The organism is Symbioplanes lichenis, from assembly GCF_030709675.1.
Lineage (GTDB): Bacteria > Actinomycetota > Actinomycetes > Mycobacteriales > Micromonosporaceae > Actinoplanes > Actinoplanes lichenis.
The window spans coordinates 215,667-230,029 of the sequence record NZ_JAUZQD010000009.1 but is presented as its reverse complement, the minus strand read 5'-3'; the positions used below and the strand labels follow the sequence as shown (position 1 = coordinate 230,029).

Here is a 14,363-nt window from a genome sequence, read left to right as displayed (position 1 = left end):
CGATTGTCGCGCGCCGGGCGGCGCAGGGGGTGGTAGCGATTTTCCCCGGCTGTCCGCCCGGCCGGCCGGGGTGGCTCAGTTCTTGATGTCGTGGCGGGTGATGACGCCGGTGCGGGCGTCGATGCGGAGCTTGTGCTCGGTGCGGCCGTTGCGGATCTCGGCGCGGTACTCGGGGTGGTCCGAGTTCTCGTCCTTGAGCTCGAACTTGGTGATCGTGCCGCCGCCGCTGGCCGTGAGGGCGATCGCCTTGGCCTCGTCGGCGGTGATGATCGCGGGGCCGGCCGGCACGCCCGGGGCGCCGCCGCCCGGTGCGGTCGGGACGCCGGGGGTGACGGGCGTGCCCGAGGTGCCGGGGAGGGCCGGGAGGTCGGTGCCGGGAACGTCCGGTGCGGACGGGCTCACCGAGGGGGTGGGCGACGGGGTGTCGCCGGGACCGGGGGTGGCTGAGGCCGCGGTCGCGAGGCCGAGGGAGGCGGTCAGGGCGAACGCCCCGCCGGTCAGGACGGCGGCAATGCGCTTGTTCAAGGCGGACCTTTCGACAGCGGGCGTCACCCCGCAGGCATCGACATCGGTAAGATAGTTGAGTCTTTGACCAATGTCGATGGACCCGCGGGGTGCTCCCGGTCGTCAGGCGGCCAGGGCCTGTTCGGCCGGCTCGGGGACCGCGGCGCCCGCGAGGAGCTCGGCCGCCGCTTCGCCGCAGGCGCTGGTCGCGCCGTGCGTGGCCAGGTGCAGGCCGCCGCTGACGGCGACCGGAACGCCCATCTCGATCACGATCGCGTCCGGGCGTACGTCCAGTGTGGCCGCCACCGCGTCCGCGATCCACGGGTGCCGGTGCACGTCGCGGACCACCAGGACCAGCGGGCGGCCCGTGGCGCCGGCGAGGACCGGGGCGGCCGGGTCGGTGATGCCGGCCAGGTCGTCGGCGCTCAGGCGGACGGACGTGGTGCCGGGCAGCAGGCGGCTCAGGGGAGCGCCGACGCCCCACGGGGTCTCGGCGCCGATGGCGATGTTGCGCGGCGGGGCGAACTCGACCACGTGGGCCGGGACCCGCAGCGGCAGGGCCGGCGCGTCCGTCGTGGCGGTCGCCTTGAGGGCCCGGCGGGCGGCGGCGCGGCCGACGGCGGACGGGCCGGCCACGGCCGTGCCGGGGGTGACGGTGCGGGCCCGCATGCCGACGGTCCAGGTGGCGAGCTCGCGCACCCGGGCGGCGGCGTCGCGGAGGCGCTCCTCGGGCAGGTCGCCCGCGCGGACGGCGGCCACGATCGCGTCGCGCAGGCGGATCGCGGTGTGCTCGTCGGCGTGGTCGCCGCCCACGCAGATGGCGTCGGCGCCCGCGGCGAGGGCCCGGACGGTGGCGCCCTCCAGGCCGTACTTGCGGCGGACGCCCTGCATCTCGATGCCGTCGGTGACGATGAGACCGGTGAAGCCCAGCTCCTCGCGGAGCAGCCCGGTGAGGATGCGGCGGCTCAGGGTCGCGGGCAGCTCCGGGTCGAGGGCCGGGACGACCAGGTGACCGGTCATGATCGAGCGGACCCCGGCGGCGATCGCGGCCTGGAACGGGACCAGCTCCACCTCGCGCAGGCGGGCGAGGTCGTGGCCGATGACCGGGACGTCGTGGTGCGAGTCGACGGCCGTGTCCCCGTGACCCGGGAAGTGCTTGGCGCACGCGGCGACGCCGGCGTCCTGCAGGCCCCGGATCCACGCGGCGCCGTGCCGGGCCACCAGGGCGGGATCCGCCCCGAAGGCGCGTACGCCGATGATGGGGTTGTCGGGGTTGTTGTTGACGTCCGTGTCGGGCGCGTAGTCGAGCGTGATGCCGGCGTGGGCCAGGTCGAGGCCCAGGTCGCGGGCGACGGCGCCGGTCAGCTCGACGTCGTCGATGCTGCCCAGGCCCAGGTTGCCGGGGCGCGAGCTGCCCTGGCGCGACTCGAAGCGCGTGACGTCGCCGGCCTCCTCGTCGATGGCCACGATGACGTCGGGGCGCTCGGCCCGCAGCTGGGCGGTGAGCGCCGCGACCTGGGCCGGGCTCTCGACGTTGCGCGCGAAGAGCGCCACGCCGCCCAGACCCTCCCCGAGCCACCGGCGCACCCAGCCGGGCACCGTGGTGCCCTCGAACCCGGGCTGCAGCACCGCCGCGGCCAGCTCGGACAACTCGTCAGGAATCGGCATGACGTCGGAAACCTCCGGTAAGCATGTGACGCGGCCTCCCCCCGGAGGACACGTCTCCCTTCGGTGACCGATGGTCTCCCACTTACCCGGTATAGTCAACAAACCTTCCTATTTGTGGGACCGCTAGGCTGGCCGCTGTGATGGAAGCCGCATCCGGGGTGGACTGGTCCGAGGTTCACGCCGTTCGCCTGCTCGGTGTCGCACTCGCGGCGATTTTCCTCATCTGGGCCATCAAGCGCATGTTCCGGAAGTGATCCGGCGGGTATCCGGTCGCCATGAGAATCGGATACTTCCTGTCCTGCGAGGAGTACACGCCGGCCGAGCTGATCGAGCAGGCCAAGGCGGCCGAGCGGGCCGGCTTCTCGGGGCTGTGGATCTCGGACCACTATCACCCGTGGGTCGACGCCCAGGGCCAGAGCGCCTTCGTCTGGAGCATGATCGGCGCGCTGAGCCAGGCGACGTCGCTGCCGATCACGACCGCGGTGACCTGCCCGACCGTACGCATCCATCCAGCCGTGATCGCGCAGGCGGCAGCCACCAGCGCGGTGCTCACGGGCGGGAAGTTCCGGCTCGGCATCGGCACGGGCGAGGCCCTCAACGAGCACATCTTCGGCGACGCGTGGCCCGAGGCCGACGTGCGGCTGGAGATGCTCGAGGAGGCCGTCGAGATCATGCGTGAGCTGTGGAAGGGCGGCAACGTCTCCTACCGCGGCAAGCACTACACGGTCGAGAACGCGCGGGTCTACACGCTCCCGGCCGCGCCGCCGGAGATCCTGGTCTCCGGGTTCGGGCCCAAGGCGGTCGAGGTCGCGGCGCGGATCGGCGAGGGCTATGTGAGCACGATGCCCGACGGCGACCTGGTCAAGCAGTTCCGGCAGCAGGGCGGCGGCGATCGGACCGCGCAGGCCGGCTTCAAGGCCGCGTTCGCGCCCACCGAGGAGGAGGGCGCCCGGATCGCGTACGAGAAGTGGCCGAACGCGGGCGTGCCCGGTGAGCTGTCCCAGGTGCTGCCCGCGCCCAAGCACTTCGAGCAGGCGTCGCAGCTCGTGACCCAGGACATGATCAAGGAGGCCTTCGTCTGCGGCAACGCCGTGGAGCCGCACCTCGAGCAGCTCAAGCAGTACGAGGACGCGGGCTTCGACGAGGTCTACGTCGCCAACACCGGCCCGAACTGGCAGGGTCTGTGCGATCTCTACGCGAGCGAGATTTTGCCTAAGCATGGCTCCTGATTTGGGTTCCTTTCGGTTTTCCGCCGCGGGGGAGCAAGGTTTGGTGCGGGAGTGGCCGGGGCAGAACGGACGCTCGATGAAGCTCCCGATCTATGGGCCCCGGCTGCGCAAAGTGGCGCGCAAGCACTTCGGCTGGCCCTCCCTGCGCCCCGGCCAGTTCAAGCCCATGCGGGCGGTCCTGCGCCGCCGCGACGCGCTGGTCGTCCTGCCCACCGGGGCCGGCAAGTCGGCGATCTACCAGATCCCGGCGGTCCTGCTGCCCGGCCCCACGGTGGTGATCTCCCCGCTGCTCGCGCTGCAGCAGGACCAGATCGCCGCGCTCAACGCCTATGACGACCCGGCTGTCCGCGCGGTCCGGGTGAGCTCGGCCGAGACGCCCGCCCAGCAGCGGGAGGCGATCCAGGAGATCCGCGAGGGCCGGGCGGAGTTCCTCTTCATCACGCCGGAGCAGCTCAGCGATCCCGAGCGCCTGTCCGAGGTACGCGCCCTGCGCCCCGGCCTCGTGGCGGTGGACGAGGCGCACTGCATCTCGGCCTGGGGTCACGACTTCCGTCCGGACTTCCTGCAGCTCGGGCAGCTGATCAAGGGCATCGGCCGCCCGCCTGTCCTGGCCCTGACCGCCACGGCGTCGCCGCCGGTGCGCGACGACATCATCGAGCGGCTGGGGCTCAAGAACCCGGAGATCCACGTCTCGGGGCTGGACCGCAAGAACCTCTTCCTCGAGGTCGCCTACTGCCCCGACGAGAACTACCGCTGGCGCCGGCTGACCAACCTGCTCGACGAGACGAACCGGCCCGGCATCATCTATGTCGCCACCCGCAAGTCGGCCGAGGAGCTGGCGGCCAAGCTGACGGACGCCGGCTATCCCGCCGAGTACTACCACGGCGGCATGAGCAAGGGCGAGCGCGAGCAGCGGCACGAGGACTTCTCCGCCGACAAGATCGACATCATGGTCGCCACGTCGGCGTTCGGCATGGGCATCGACAAGCCGAACATCCGCTGGGTCGCCCACGTCGCCCTGCCCGACTCCCCGGACAGCTACTTCCAGGAGATCGGCCGGATGGGCCGCGACGGCGAGCCGGGCCGGGCCCTGCTGCTGTGGCGGGCCGAGGACGAGGGCATCCAGCGCTTCTTCGCCGGCGGCAGCCCCGATCCCGTGGAATTGAAAGAACTGGCCGCGGCCCTGCGCGCCGGGCCCACCACGAAGACGGCGCTCAAGGAGAAGACCGGCCTCGGCCCGCGCAAGCTCGGCCAGTTCCTCGCCCTGCTCGAACAGGCCGGCGCGGCGAAGGCCGGCGACGGGAGCAAGTGGACGGTCCCGCGGTACGCGCCGCGGCCCGACCGGGCGGCCACGCTCGCCGCCGAGCTCTTCGAGCGGCAGCAGACCGTGCAGAAGTCGCGCACCGACATGATGCGCGCCTTCGCCGAGACCAACGCCTGCCGTACGCAGACCCTCCTCGCCTACTTCGGCGAAGAGGTCACCAAGGTCTGCGGCCACTGCGACAACTGCGCCGAGGGCGTGGCCGAAGAGGTCGAGGAGAGCACGGGCGACGAGCCCTTCGCGGTGCACAGCAAGGTGAGCCACGCGGAGTGGGGCGAGGGCATGGTCATGGGCTACGAGGAGGACAAGATGACCGTCCTCTTCGACAGCGTCGGCTACAAGACCCTCGCCGTGCCCGTCGTCCTCGAGCACAAGCTCCTGAAGGCGGTCTAGTCGACCAGGATGGCGTCCCAGTCGTGGTGCTCGGTCACGTAGTGGGCGAAGAACGGGCACGCGGGGTAGACCTTCGCCCCGCGGCCCTGGAGCAGGTCGAGCGTGCCCTGGGCCAGCTTGTTGCCCAGGCCCTCGCCGCGGTGCGAGAGGTCGACCTCGCTGTGGACCACGACGGTCACGCCGTCGCGCTCGCGATAGGTGGCGAAGCCGGCCACCTCGCCGTCGGCGGTCAGCAGCTCGAAGCGGTGCTGCGCCGGGTTGTCCTTGACAGAGACGTCCATGACTCCGAGCTTAAGCTGGATCACGCCAAGTACCCTTGACCAGGTGATGAACACCGCACCGCGTATCGCAGCCCTGTTCACCGCAGCCGCGCTCGGCCTCGGCCTGCTCACCGGATGCGGGGGCGACAACGTCTCCTGCGGCCTGGACCAGTGCACCGTCACCATCGACCGGACCGTCAACGCGAGCGCCAGCGTGCTCGGCGTCGAGGCGAAGTTCGTCAGCGCCGACCAGAACACCGTGACCCTCGAGGTCGCCGGCGAGCAGATCCAGCTGACCAAGGGGCAGCAGGCCGTCGACGTCGGCGGGCTCCAGGTGTCGCTCGACAGCATCACCGCGGACCAGATCGGCATCCAGGTGTCGCGCTAGCACACATAGCTGCTGCGTACAGCAGGTTTGAAAAAATTTACGCCGGGTCACATACGTGGCCATGACTGCCTCCTCCCACGTTCGCAGCACCGCATCGCGAGCGGCCGACAGCAAGCCGCTCGAATATCTCGCCCGCGGCGGCTTCGTCGCGTACGGCGTCATTCACCTGCTCTTCGCCTGGATCGCCCTGCAGCTGGCCTTCGGGGACTCCAGCGCGGAGGGCTCCCAGTCCGGGGCCTTCCAGACGCTCGCCCAGCAGCCGCTCGGCAAGACGCTCGTGGTCATCACGGTCGTCGGCATGATCGGCCTCGCCCTGTGGCAGGCGTTCGAGGCGGCCATCGGCGAGAGCGGCGAGCAGGACAAGCAGGCCCTCGCCGAGCGGGTCCTGTCGGGCTGCCGCACGATCCTCTATCTCTACTTCGCGTACCTGGGCATCAAGGTCCTCCAGGGCAGCGGCTCGACCACCGGTGACAGCTCGCAGCAGGGCGCGTCGACCCTCATGGACAGCTCGGGCGGCCGCTTCCTGGTCGGCCTGATCGGCGTGGTCGTGCTCGGCGTCGGCATCGGCCTGGTGATCTACGGCGTGAAGAAGGGCTTCCTCAAGCACCTCAACACCCAGCAGATGAGCCCGTCGGTGCGCAAGACCACCACCCGCCTCGGCCAGGCCGGCTACTCCGCCAAGGGCGTGGCCTACGGCATCGCCGGCGCGCTGGTCGTCACCGCCGCCGTCCAGTACGACCCCGAGAAGGCGCGGGGCCTCGACGCCGCGGTGAAGACGCTGGCCTCGAAGTCGTACGGGCCGTGGGCGCTGGGCCTGATCGCCCTCGGCGTCGCCGCGTTCGGCATCTACTGCTTCTTCCAGGTACGCTACCGCAAGGTCTGACACCTGACTTCACGAAAGCGGCCGCCCTGGCACGGGCGGCCGCTTCTTTGCGCGCGTGTTACCTCCTGGGACCCCCGATGAAGATGTGATCAACACCAAGCCCGGACCTGGCCGAACCAGGTGGAACCCACAGCCGGAAGGGGCAAGCTAGGTCGCTGGCAAGAGACTCCCGAGGAGAGGGAACCACGTGCCCAGCGTTCTGAAAGTCCTGCTCGCCGTGGCCGCGGCGGCCGCCGCGGCGATCGTCGTCGTCGAGATCCTGCACCGGATCACGCAACGTCTCGGCCGCAAGTCTCAGCTGCTGCGCGACCTGGCGACCACGGCCCACCGGCCGTTCCTGTTCGCCGCCACGGTGTTCGCCGTGCAGGCGGCCGTCCGCGGCTTCGGCGGCGACTTCCCCGCGCGAGCCGGGGTGCTGCACACGCTCGTGCTGTTCGTGATCGGCGCGGTGGCGTGGCTCACCGGCGCCCTGCTGCTGGTCCTGGAGGATCTGGCGCTCTCCCGGTGGCGCACCGACGTGTCGGACAACATGAAGGCCCGGCGGCTCAAGACCCAGGTGCAGATGCTGCGCCGGGTGACCGTGGCGGCGATCGTGATCGTGGCCATCGGCGTGATGCTCATGACCTTTCCCGGCGTACGGGCGGTGGGCGCGAGCCTGCTCGCCTCGGCCGGCCTCGTCTCGGTCGTCGCCGCGCTCGCCGCGCAGAGCACGCTCGGCAACGTCTTCGCCGGTCTGCAGCTGGCGTTCAGCGACGCCGTCCGGGTCGACGACGTGGTGGTCGTCGAGGGGGAGTGGGGCCGGATCGAGGAGCTCACCCTCACGTACGTGGCCGTGCAGATCTGGGACGACCGGCGGCTGATCATGCCGACCTCGTACTTCACCACCAAGCCGTTCCAGAACTGGACGCGCCGGGGCTCCGCCGTCCTGGGCACCGCCGAGATCGACGTCGACTGGTCGCTGCCCGTGGAGCCGCTGCGCGCCGAGCTGCGTACCGTCTGCGAGGGCACCGAGCTCTGGGACGGCCGGGTCTGCGTGCTGCAGGTCACCGAGGCCACGGGCGGCATGATCCGGCTGCGCGCCCTGGTGAGCGCGAACGACGCGCCCTCGCTGTGGGACCTGCGCTGCCTCGTCCGCGAGCGGCTCGTCGCGTGGGTCTTCGAGCACCGCAAGGACTCGCTGCCGCGGATGCGCGCGGACGTCACCAACATCGAGCGGTCGGGCCTGGAAACCGCCAAGGCCGTCCGGGGTACGCCCGGAGCCGCCCGCCGTGCGGGGGCGGACGACTACGACACGCACGTGAGCGCGCCGCCGTCCGACGACGCGCTGGTCTTCAGCGGGGCGAGCGACGGGGACGAGCGGGCGGCGGCCTTCACCGGCCCCTCCGCCGAGCCTGAGCCTTCCCCCGAGGCCGGCCTCTCCGCCGGGCCTGGCTCCTCCGCCGGGCCGGGTTTCCGGGCCGGGCCGGATGCCGGCACCGTGCCGCTTCCGGGGCCGGGAGGCGGCGGTGCGACGGGTTCGCCCGTGTCTGCCGGATCGGGCGGAAAACGCGCCTGAGGTGACCCGCCGGTACGAGGATTGACTTGCCGCTACGCAGGGCATACACGTGCTGTGAAAGGAGGACACCATGGCCGATGTCCTGAACGGTAGCCCGGTCCGTCCGGGGACCGACCAGTCCACCTCGGAATTGGTCCAGAAGGCGAGCGAACAGATCACCCGCCTTGTCCGGGACGAGATCGCACTAGCGAAGGCGGAGCTGGCCGAGAAAGGCAAGCACGCCGGCATCGGTGTGGGTCTGTTCGGCGGAGGCGGCGTACTCGCGATGTACGGCGTGGGCGCGCTCATCGCCACGCTCATCATCGTTTTCGACATCTTCCTGCCCTTGTGGGCGGCCGCGCTGATCTGGACCGTGGTGCTGTTCGCCACGGCCGGTGTGCTGGCGCTGCTCGGCAAGAAGCAGGTCACGCAGGCCGTCCCGCCGGAGCCGAAGTCCGCCATCGAGAGCGCCAAGGCGGACGTCGACGAGGTCAAGCACGCGATCAAGAGCGGTAGGAGCCGGGCATGAGCGACAAGAACGGATCCGGGGGCAAGCCCGACGTCGAGGCTTTGCGCGAGGAGATCAAGCAGACGCGGGCCGAGCTGGGCGAGACCGTCCAGGCGCTCGCGGCCAAGGCCGACGTGAAGGCGCGCGCCAAGGAGCAGGTCGAGGTCACCAAGCAGAAGGCCAGGGCCCAGCTGCACGACGCGACCGGCAAGGTGCGCGACGCCGCCACCACGGCCGCCGCGGCCGCCACGGGCAAGGTCAAGGCCGCCACGGCCCAGGCCGAGCAGAAGGTGGCGCTGGCCAACGACAAGGTGCGCGAGTCCGGCACCGTCGACACGGTCCTCGACAAGGCCCCCGAGCAGGTGCGCCGCAACCCGGTCAACTACGCGGCGCTGCTGGCCGCCGGGGTGGCCCTGGTCGGCATCATCCTGATCGTCCGGGGGAGGCGCCGGTGAGCGGCAAGCTCCAGAAGGTCGCCACGAAGCCGGTCGGGCTCGCCCTCGGGTTCGCCGCCGGTGCCATCGCGGGCGTCATCTTCAAGGAGGTCTGGAAGCTGGCCGCCGGCGACGACGACGCGCCGGACCCGCACGACGAGGACCGGGGCTGGGGCGAGATTCTCGCCGCGGCCGCCCTGCAGGGCGCGATCTTCTCGGTCGTCCGGGCCGCCGTGCAGCGCGGTGGCGACATCGGCGTCCGCAAGGTGACCGGCTCCTGGCCGGACTGACCACCCCGGCACGCATAGACCGTGGTCAAGGCTCCCGGCGATGCCGGGAGCCTTTTCCGTGCCCGCCGCCGATCGCCCCTTGGCGCTGCCTCGACATCGGCCTAACTGCATTCGATTCGCTCAAGGGGAAGCCTCGGGGGCGGTTCTTCGGGTACAGTGTGGCCAGTTTTTGTGTAAGTGGTTCAGGTGGTAAGCCTTTCGCGGGGACGACCTTTCCGCGACGGGCAGCTCCTTCTGAAGGCCGTGCGCGGCGCCGCTGCTCGAAAACGACCATCGGCCCTGCATCATGGGGCCGGAATTTTCAGAAGGAGAGTTCAGCATGGCGCAAGGAACCGTGAAGTGGTTCAACGCAGACAAGGGCTTCGGCTTCATCACCGTCGACGGCGGGGGTGCTGACGTGTTCGTCCACTTCTCGGCCATCCAGACGAGCGGCTACCGCACTCTGGAGGAGAACCAGCGGGTCGAGTTCGAGATCGCCCAGGGTCAGAAGGGCCCGCAGGCGGAGCAGGTTCGCCCCATCTGAGACCAACCCCGTCGGCGGCGACGCCGGCAGCCGGTCGCCTGGCGGAGACCGGCTCCAGCGATGAACCCCGTTGTCCCGGTCGCCTGCCGGGGGAGCGGGGTTCCGCATTTCCCGGTCAGGCTTCCGATGACTCGTCGGGTGAGTCGCTTCGCCCGGTGCACGAAAGTGCAGGCTGCATTTCTTGCCGATGACCGAAAGTGCACGTTCGCGGGGCAGTTTCGTGGCGCCGCTCGATGGGTGACCCTTTGCCGCGGGCGCCGGGGACTGCGGGTTTGCGGTCGCGACTCGGCTTCCGCCTTCCGGCGGCACGGACTCTTTGTCGGCACAGTGCGTAATGGCCGCCCGGCTCTTGCTCCGCCCGGTGACGCATCGTCGGCTCTTGCTCCGCCCGGTGACGCATAGTCGGATAGTCGACGGCGGGCGTGGCGACCCTGCCGCCGTAGCCGCCGGATCATGCGAGGGCCGAGCGAGAGACCGCGCGCATGCCGTGCCGCCGGCCCGGCTCCGCGGATGGGCGGAGCCGGGCCGGGCAGTGGGTCGGTCAGGCGGTGGGTGGGTCAGGCGGTGGCGGGGTCCGCGGCGGTGAGCTCGCGCTTGAAGCGGGCGCGGACCCGGACGCCGGTGACGATCAGGGCGAGGCCGGCGACGGCGACGACCGGGCCGGCGAAGATGAGGGCGGACTGGCCGCTGAGGAGGCTGTCCTCGATGACGTCCAGGCCCTGCGCGGTCCAGAGAACGCCGGCGACCAGGGCGAGCATGCCGGCGGTGAGCCAGCTCCAGCCCTTGAGCGGCACCTCCGCGCCACCGGACCCGTCCCCCGCCGGCGTGGCGCCGGGCGAGCCGGAGATCGGGCCGGCGGAAGCGGACGGTCTCGGGCCGGACTCGGGGGACACCGGGCGGGAGACCTCCGGGTAGGCGCTGGTCGCGTCCGCGTCGCCCGCCGCCCCGGGCGAACCGGTGGGCCGGCTGCTCACGAGGGGGCCGGTCGTGACGATGGTGTCCGCGGCGTTCGGCTCGGGCTGGCTCGGAACCGGCCGCGACAGTTGCGGCTCGCCCGCGCCGGGTCGCGCGCCGAAGGGCTGAGGCTCACCTGCGCCGGGTCGCCCGCCGAAGGGCTGAGGCTCACCTGTGCCGGGTCGCGCGCCGAAGGGCTGGGGCTCGCCCGCGCCGGGTCGCCCGCCGAACGGCTGCGGCCGGCCCGCGGCGGGCTGCCCCTGGCCGTTCGCAGGCTGCCAGCCGGTGATGCGAGGACCGCCGGGGCCGCCCGCGCCAGGATTGCCCGCTCCGCGAGCGCCCGCACCCGGAATGCCCGCACCCGGAACGCCCGCGCCGGGGCCGCCCGCGTGGGGGAAGCCGCCGGGCACGCCGGGAGCGCCCGGGCCGCCGCGAGGGGCGGGGCCGGGGGTGGGGTGGTTGTCGCCGGGCTGGGGGCCCGGGCGACGGTCACCAGCGGTCATGGACCTGGGGGCGGATCAGCTCGTCGTAGACCGCCTGGACCGTCTCGTGGGCCTCGGCCGGGAGCGGGGTCAGGGCGGCCGTCGCGGCGTTGGCGCGGGCCTGGCCGGCGTTGCGGGCGCCCGGGATGACGACGGTGACGGCGGGGTGGTCGAGGATCCAGCGGAGGGCGAACTGGGTCATCGTGAAGCCGTCGGGGACGGCGGGGCGCAGGCGGCGTACGGCTTCGAGGCCGGTGGTGAAGTCGACGCCGGAGAAGGTCTCGCCGACGTCGAAGGACTCGCCGTGGCGGTTGTAGGTGCGGTGGTCGTCGGCCGCGAAGGTGGTGTGCTCGTCGTAGCGGCCGGACAGCAGGCCGGAGGCGAGCGGGACGCGGGCGATGATGCCGACCCCGGCCTCGGCGGCCGCCGGGAGGACGCGCTCGAGGGGCTTGAGGCGCAGGGCGTTGAGGATGATCTGCACGCTCGCGGTGCCCGGGCGGGCGATCGCGGCGAGCGCCTCGTCGACCTTCTCGACGCTGACCCCGTACGCGGCGATGCGCTTCTCCTCGACGAGGGTGTCGAGCGCGTCGTAGACCTCGTCGCTGGAGAAGACGGGGGTGGGCGGGCAGTGCAGCTGGACCAGGTCGAGCGTCTCGACGCCGAGGTTGGCGCGGGAGCGGTCGGTCCACGCCCGGAAGTTGCCGAGCGTGTAGTTCTCCGGCTCCTGGGGCAGGCGGCGGCCCATCTTGGTCGCGATGGTCAGGCCGGGGCGCTCCTTGCGGAAGCTGCCGATCACCTGCTCGCTGCGCCCGTCGCCGTAGACGTCGGCGGTGTCGATGAACGTGACCCCCGCGTCCACGGCCGCGGCGAGGGTCGCGTGGGCGTCCTCCTCGGTGACCTCTCCCCAGTCGGCGCCGAGCTGCCAGGCGCCCAGACCGATCACTCCGACGTCGCGGCCCAACCGGCCGAAGCTGCGCTTTTCCACACCGTGAACAGTAACCGCCCGATGGTACGGTGCAAACAAGACGTACGTACGGTTTGATAACAGGAGGCGCCATGTGGGATCCCGCCGTCTACCGCCGCTACGCCGGCGAGCGCTCGCGCCCCTTCGCCGATCTCGTCGCCCGGATCGGTGCGCGAGAGCCGCGTACCGTCATGGATCTGGGGTGTGGCGACGGTGAGCTGACCGCCACCCTGGCCGATCGCTGGCCGGCCGCCCGCGTCAAGGGCATCGACTCGTCCGCCGAGATGATCGCGAAGGCGAGGATCGACGCGAAGCAGCAGGACATCGCGACCTGGCGGCCGGACGACGAGACCGATGTCGTCGTGACGAACGCGGCGTTGCAGTGGGTGCCCGGGCACCAGGAGCTGATCAGCACCTGGATGGGTGCGCTCCCCGACGATGCCTGGTTCGCGATGCAGGTGCCGGGCAACTTCGACGCCCCCTCGCACCGGGCGCTGCGGGAGCTGGCCCACAGCAAGGAGTACGACATCCGGGGGATCAGGGACGCACCGGTCGACGACGCGGCGGGCTATGCGGCCCGGCTCCTGCCGACCGCCACGGTTGACGCGTGGGAGACCACGTACCTCCACCTGCTCCCCGCCACCGGCCCCGACCATCCGGTCCTGACCTGGATGGAGGGCACCGCCCTGCGCCCGGTCAAGGCGGCCCTGGACGACACGCGGTGGCGCGCCTTCCGTACCTCCCTCGGTGCGCGCCTGGCCGAGGTCTACCCTGCCCGGAGCGGACATGTGGCCTTCCCGTTCCGCCGCATCTTCGTGGTAGCGCACAAAGGGAGAGTGACGTGACCGACCTGACCAGCTTCATCGCCGGCCTGCCGAAGGCGGAGCTGCACGTGCACCACGTCGGCTCGGCGTCGCCCCGGATCGTCGCCGAGCTGGCGGCCCGGCACGAGGGCACCTCGCCCGTGCCCGCGGACCCGGCGGCGCTGGCCGACTACTTCGCGTTCCGGGACTTCGCGCACTTCATCGAGGTCTACCTGAGCGTCGTCGACCTGATCCGCGACGACGAGGACGTGCGCACCCTCACGTACGAGGTCGCGCGCGAGCTGGCCCGCCAGCAGGTCCGGTACGCGGAGCTGACCGTCACGCCCTACTCCAGCGTCAAGCGCGGCATCGCGGCGCCCGCCTTCGTCGCCGCCATCGAGGACGCGCGCACCTCGGCCGCCCGCGACTTCGGCATCGAGCTGCGCTGGTGCTTCGACATCCCGGGCGAGGCGGGGCTGGCCGCCGCCGAGGAGACGCTGCGCATCGCGCTGGAGGAGAAGGCGGACGGGCTGGTCAGCTTCGGGCTCGGCGGGCCGGAGATCGGGGTGCCGCGGCCGCAGTTCAAGCCGTACTTCGACCAGGCCCGCGCCGCCGGGCTGCACAGCGTCCCGCACGCGGGCGAGACGACCGGCCCCGAGACGATCTGGGACGCGCTGCGCGAGCTCGGCGCCGAGCGCATCGGCCACGGCACGTCCGCCGCGCGCGACCCGCAGCTGCTGGCCTATCTGGCCGAGCATCAGATCGCGCTCGAGGTCTGCCCGACGTCCAACCTGCGCACCCGCGCGGTCGCGGCGCTGGAGGACCACCCGCTGCCGCTCTTCGTCGAGGCGGGCGTGCCGGTGACGATCAACTCCGACGACCCGCCGATGTTCGGGACGACCCTGGAGGGCGAGTACGCGGTCGCGGCCCGCCTGCTCGACCTGGACGCGGCCGGCGTCGCCGGGCTCGCCAAGGCGGCGGTCAGCGCCTCCTTCCTCGACCACGCGGGCAAGGAGCAGCTGCTGACCGCCATCGACGACTACACGGCGGGAAGTTAGAAAAGACCCGCGTGCACCGGGTCCTGCCAGACGGCGAGGACGGCGAGGATGCCGAGGGTCAGCACCGCCACCACCCGGATCAGGCGGCGCCGGTTGAAGCCGCCGCGGTCGTCCTCGTCCGTCTCGAGCTCGGGGCGTACATCCGTGTCCAACATGTCTTCTCCTCC

17 protein-coding genes are annotated in these 14,363 nt (G+C 71.7%); 11 read left to right on the top strand and 6 right to left on the bottom strand.

All coding sequences use genetic code 11. The features are described from left to right. Positions 1-75: 75 nt before the first annotated feature. Both RAN62_RS23035 and RAN62_RS23030 read right to left on the bottom strand, forming a co-directional pair. Entirely contained in the window at positions 76-525 is a 450-nt protein-coding gene (locus RAN62_RS23035) for a PepSY domain-containing protein (protein WP_305786795.1), read from the bottom strand. 102 nt (positions 526-627) lie between these two features. Beyond that, complete coding sequence (locus RAN62_RS23030; protein WP_305786794.1) at positions 628-2,172, bottom strand: glycoside hydrolase family 3 protein; 1,545 nt, start codon at positions 2,170-2,172, stop codon at positions 628-630. Between the two features lie 275 nt (positions 2,173-2,447). Here RAN62_RS23030 and RAN62_RS23025 point away from each other — a divergent pair, with 275 nt between their 5' ends. Next, entirely contained in the window at positions 2,448-3,401 is a 954-nt protein-coding gene (locus RAN62_RS23025; protein ID WP_305786793.1) for a TIGR03557 family F420-dependent LLM class oxidoreductase, read from the top strand. A 76-nt stretch (positions 3,402-3,477) separates the two neighbouring features. After that, a complete protein-coding gene (locus RAN62_RS23020; protein ID WP_305786792.1) occupies positions 3,478-5,115 on the top strand; it encodes a RecQ family ATP-dependent DNA helicase in 1,638 nt (545 codons plus the stop codon). Here the strand turns inward: RAN62_RS23020 and RAN62_RS23015 are convergent. After that, positions 5,112-5,396 carry a GNAT family N-acetyltransferase gene (locus RAN62_RS23015; RefSeq protein WP_305786791.1) on the bottom strand — a complete coding sequence of 95 codons (285 nt, stop codon included), beginning with the start codon at positions 5,394-5,396 and terminating at the stop codon, positions 5,112-5,114. The two genes, RAN62_RS23020 and RAN62_RS23015, sit on opposite strands and share 4 nt — an antisense overlap. A gap of 46 nt (positions 5,397-5,442) precedes the next feature. On the opposite strand from RAN62_RS23015, the gene RAN62_RS23010 reads away from it, so the two are divergent. The 7 genes from RAN62_RS23010 (at position 5,443) to RAN62_RS22980 (ending at position 9,935) form a co-directional block, all read left to right on the top strand. Then, positions 5,443-5,763, top strand: a complete 321-nt coding sequence (locus tag RAN62_RS23010) for a hypothetical protein (RefSeq protein ID WP_369077193.1) — start codon at positions 5,443-5,445, stop codon at positions 5,761-5,763. 61 nt (positions 5,764-5,824) lie between these two features. Continuing rightward, positions 5,825-6,646: a DUF1206 domain-containing protein gene (locus RAN62_RS23005; protein WP_305786789.1), complete on the top strand. Its 822-nt coding sequence runs from the start codon at positions 5,825-5,827 to the stop codon at positions 6,644-6,646. Between the two features lie 187 nt (positions 6,647-6,833). Further along, positions 6,834-8,201, top strand: coding sequence for a mechanosensitive ion channel family protein (locus tag RAN62_RS23000; protein ID WP_305786788.1), 1,368 nt, complete (start codon positions 6,834-6,836; stop codon positions 8,199-8,201). 70 nt (positions 8,202-8,271) lie between these two features. Continuing rightward, positions 8,272-8,709, top strand: coding sequence for a phage holin family protein (locus tag RAN62_RS22995; protein WP_305786787.1), 438 nt, complete (start codon positions 8,272-8,274; stop codon positions 8,707-8,709). Further along, positions 8,706-9,143, top strand: a complete 438-nt coding sequence (locus RAN62_RS41395; RefSeq protein WP_438874536.1) for a DUF3618 domain-containing protein — start codon at positions 8,706-8,708, stop codon at positions 9,141-9,143. The genes RAN62_RS22995 and RAN62_RS41395 overlap by 4 nt, the downstream gene beginning before the upstream one ends. Then, a complete protein-coding gene (locus tag RAN62_RS22985; protein WP_305786786.1) occupies positions 9,140-9,412 on the top strand; it encodes a DUF4235 domain-containing protein in 273 nt (90 codons plus the stop codon). The genes RAN62_RS41395 and RAN62_RS22985 overlap by 4 nt, the downstream gene beginning before the upstream one ends. 319 nt (positions 9,413-9,731) lie before the next feature. Next, complete coding sequence (locus tag RAN62_RS22980) at positions 9,732-9,935, top strand: cold-shock protein (protein ID WP_007075740.1); 204 nt, start codon at positions 9,732-9,734, stop codon at positions 9,933-9,935. Between the two features lie 557 nt (positions 9,936-10,492). Here the strand turns inward: RAN62_RS22980 and RAN62_RS22975 are convergent. Continuing rightward, positions 10,493-10,909 carry a hypothetical protein gene (locus tag RAN62_RS22975; protein WP_305786785.1) on the bottom strand — a complete coding sequence of 139 codons (417 nt, stop codon included), beginning with the start codon at positions 10,907-10,909 and terminating at the stop codon, positions 10,493-10,495. Positions 10,910-11,378: 469 nt separating this feature from the next. Further along, the gene (locus tag RAN62_RS22970; protein ID WP_305786784.1) at positions 11,379-12,356 is read right to left on the bottom strand and encodes an aldo/keto reductase; all 978 of its coding nucleotides are present in this window, start codon (positions 12,354-12,356) and stop codon (positions 11,379-11,381) included. A 71-nt stretch (positions 12,357-12,427) separates the two neighbouring features. Here RAN62_RS22970 and RAN62_RS22965 point away from each other — a divergent pair, with 71 nt between their 5' ends. Both RAN62_RS22965 and RAN62_RS22960 read left to right on the top strand, forming a co-directional pair. Beyond that, positions 12,428-13,180 (top strand): methyltransferase domain-containing protein, encoded by a 753-nt coding sequence (locus tag RAN62_RS22965; RefSeq protein ID WP_305786783.1) that lies wholly within the window; start codon positions 12,428-12,430, stop codon positions 13,178-13,180. Beyond that, positions 13,177-14,196 carry an adenosine deaminase gene (locus RAN62_RS22960; RefSeq protein ID WP_305786782.1) on the top strand — a complete coding sequence of 340 codons (1,020 nt, stop codon included), beginning with the start codon at positions 13,177-13,179 and terminating at the stop codon, positions 14,194-14,196. The genes RAN62_RS22965 and RAN62_RS22960 overlap by 4 nt, the downstream gene beginning before the upstream one ends. Here RAN62_RS22960 and RAN62_RS22955 read toward each other — a convergent pair. Further along, positions 14,193-14,351: a hypothetical protein gene (locus RAN62_RS22955; protein WP_305786781.1), complete on the bottom strand. Its 159-nt coding sequence runs from the start codon at positions 14,349-14,351 to the stop codon at positions 14,193-14,195. The two genes, RAN62_RS22960 and RAN62_RS22955, sit on opposite strands and share 4 nt — an antisense overlap. Between the last annotated feature and the right edge of the window lie 12 nt (positions 14,352-14,363).

Bases quoted from the DNA above. Each gene is read 5' to 3' on its own strand.
- RAN62_RS23030 (WP_305786794.1), bottom strand. From the start codon at position 2,172: ATGCCGATTCCTGACGAGTTGTCCGAGCTGGCCGCGGCGGTGCTGCAG.
- RAN62_RS23025 (WP_305786793.1), top strand. From the start codon at position 2,448: ATGAGAATCGGATACTTCCTGTCCTGCGAGGAGTACACGCCGGCCGAG.
- RAN62_RS23020 (WP_305786792.1), top strand. From the start codon at position 3,478: ATGAAGCTCCCGATCTATGGGCCCCGGCTGCGCAAAGTGGCGCGCAAG.
- RAN62_RS23015 (WP_305786791.1), bottom strand. From the start codon at position 5,396: ATGGACGTCTCTGTCAAGGACAACCCGGCGCAGCACCGCTTCGAGCTG.
- RAN62_RS23010 (WP_369077193.1), top strand. From the start codon at position 5,443: ATGAACACCGCACCGCGTATCGCAGCCCTGTTCACCGCAGCCGCGCTC.
- RAN62_RS23005 (WP_305786789.1), top strand. From the start codon at position 5,825: ATGACTGCCTCCTCCCACGTTCGCAGCACCGCATCGCGAGCGGCCGAC.
- RAN62_RS22995 (WP_305786787.1), top strand. From the start codon at position 8,272: ATGGCCGATGTCCTGAACGGTAGCCCGGTCCGTCCGGGGACCGACCAG.
- RAN62_RS41395 (WP_438874536.1), top strand. From the start codon at position 8,706: ATGAGCGACAAGAACGGATCCGGGGGCAAGCCCGACGTCGAGGCTTTG.
- RAN62_RS22980 (WP_007075740.1), top strand. From the start codon at position 9,732: ATGGCGCAAGGAACCGTGAAGTGGTTCAACGCAGACAAGGGCTTCGGC.
- RAN62_RS22965 (WP_305786783.1), top strand. From the start codon at position 12,428: ATGTGGGATCCCGCCGTCTACCGCCGCTACGCCGGCGAGCGCTCGCGC.
- RAN62_RS22955 (WP_305786781.1), bottom strand. From the start codon at position 14,351: ATGTTGGACACGGATGTACGCCCCGAGCTCGAGACGGACGAGGACGAC.